Here is a 2,142-nt window from a genome sequence, read left to right as displayed (position 1 = left end):
GGAACGCAGACCCGCCGCCCCTAAGAAACGGGAACCGGAACGATGAGCGCGGCAAAGCGGAAACGGGAGGTACAGGTGAATTTCCGGGTTTCCCCGGAGGAGCTGGCTCTGATTGAGCAGAAAATGTCCCAGCTTGGGACCGTCAACCGGGAAGCCTACCTGCGGAAAATGGCGCTGGATGGCTATGTGGTAAGCTGGATTTGCCGGAGCTGAAGGAGCTGGTATCCCTGATGCGCTATTCCAGCAACAACCTGAACCAGCTGACCCGTAAAGTGCATGAAACCGGGCGGGTTTATGACGCTGATTTGGAAGATATATCCCAGCGGCAGGAACAGCTTTGGGAGGGTGTGCAGAAGATACTGGCCCAGCTTTCCAAGCTCTCCTGACCGGATAGTTTGCTCCATCTGCGGAGGGAGGAACGGCGTTCTTCGCCGCGCCTTCCTCCGCTTTTTCTTTTTGCCTTAAAGTTCAGCGTTCAGATGTGATATATTTTTGATTTTGGCTTCTCGGTTTGTCCGGTATTGTCATCTGGAGCTTTCCAGTATCAAGCAGAGGCCGCAGGTATTTTTGTGTAAAGTTCTTTGTGTTTTTATATCCGCAGTGTTCTGCGATTTCCGCTTTAGAGTGTGGTTCAAGGCAAAAGACCAGAATCTTATCAGTGATTGTCACTTGGGTTGTCACTTGGGTTGTCACTTGGGTTGTCACTTGGGTTGTCACTTGGGTCTTGACTTGGGTTGTCACTTGGGTCTTTTCCTGCGGCCCCACCTTTTCAATGGCAACCGGAGCCAACGGAACGATTGTGCGGAATACATCATCCTCGATAAATTCTGGTGTCCCGCCGGAATAAAGCCGGGTGTATTTATAGGTGTTCCGCATACCGGAACCCAGTTCATCAGCCAATCCAATTTCCCGGAACACTTTCGATATAGGTGGGTTCTTTGCATACGGCTCGAAAGAGGATAACAGCAGTTCCCCATGTCCGTGAGAGCGGTTGGCATTTTCGGTGTAAAGCCGGTTTCGCTCGATTACAAACTTTGCCACATATCCGCTGGAATAATCCCTGTGTGCCAGACTGTTTGAAAAAATTTCCCGCAAAATCCAATCTCTGGCGCTGATGCTTTGAATCCCTTCCTGCACAAAAGGATCACTAAGGTGTTTTTGCCCAAACGCAATCAGGCGGTCATAGGTTTCTAAAAGATTTGTTATGATAACGTCCCTGTCATCATAACGGTCCAAATTCTCTACCCGAAAAATAGCATCTGTCTTATGCTGCGGAAGAACAGACATGATGGTAGAGTCTTTTCCAAAGAGCAGGATTGCCGCAAGAGTGATACCTTCCATCTGCTTTTCTTCATCTTTTAGAATCAGACCGGCGCTGTGCAGCATTTCCTCGTCTGACATGGATTTCCACGGATGGTTTGCAGTACGGCTGGAAGTCATCGTTCTTGCCCTTTCAATCAGGTCAGAGCGAAGATCACTAAGCTGAAACCGGGTCACTTTGTTGACAAAATAACTGCCGCTTTTACGGGCATACAGCTGATACACCATATCTGAATTATCCGTAATGTCAATATCCGATTCATGGTTCCGGTCAAAAATACGCCCGCGATGACGGCATACCTGGCTGCTGACCGGCACTTGAATTACCAGAAGTGTGCGCCCCTCTATCTGGTAAGTTTCCGGCTGTAAATAAAGGGGAGGATTGATTTTCTGCCCGTTGTTGATAGAGGTAACAAAATCTTTTTTCATGCGGTCAACTGCATCCGGGATAATTCCTAAAATCTCTCCGTTGTCCTTTACGCCCAGGATAATGATTCCACCATCCCGGTTAGAGAATGAGCAGACAGTATCATACACATCCCTGGTAATCTCGTTTGTGGATTTCTTAAACTCCACACGGATATTTTCACCGCCATGTATCAGCGTCAACAGTTCATATTCTGTCATAGGAGCAAGACCCCCTTTCGGTTTCAAATTTCTATTCCCTATTATACGGGATTTTTCAAATAATATCAATTCAATGATGCTAGGTAGTGTTCACATAAGCACATCGACAATGAGAGCAAAAAAAACAAAAGCCAAAAAGATAATATCCAGTTTGTCATAGCGGGTAAAAATGCGACGAAATCGCTTGATACGGCG

General features: G+C 47.2%; 1 protein-coding gene and 2 pseudogenes. 1 reads left to right on the top strand and 2 read right to left on the bottom strand.

Translation table 11 applies throughout. The annotated features are described in order from the left end of the window. Positions 1-42 precede the first annotated feature (42 nt). Positions 43-386, top strand: a pseudogene (gene mobC / locus D5269_RS17535) (plasmid mobilization relaxosome protein MobC). Between the two features lie 82 nt (positions 387-468). Here mobC and D5269_RS17530 read toward each other — a convergent pair. Both D5269_RS17530 and D5269_RS18760 read right to left on the bottom strand, forming a co-directional pair. Then, on the bottom strand, positions 469-1,947 hold the full coding sequence (locus tag D5269_RS17530) for an RNA-binding domain-containing protein (protein ID WP_120487406.1): 1,479 nt from the start codon (positions 1,945-1,947) through the stop codon (positions 469-471). A gap of 90 nt (positions 1,948-2,037) precedes the next feature. Next, a pseudogene (locus D5269_RS18760) lies at positions 2,038-2,142 on the bottom strand (IS5/IS1182 family transposase); the annotation flags it as partial.

It is taken from the genome of Anaerotruncus sp. 1XD42-93, assembly GCF_009917605.1.
Classification (GTDB): domain Bacteria; phylum Bacillota; class Clostridia; order Oscillospirales; family Ruminococcaceae; genus Anaerotruncus.
This window is presented reverse-complemented; position numbering and strand designations above follow the sequence as displayed.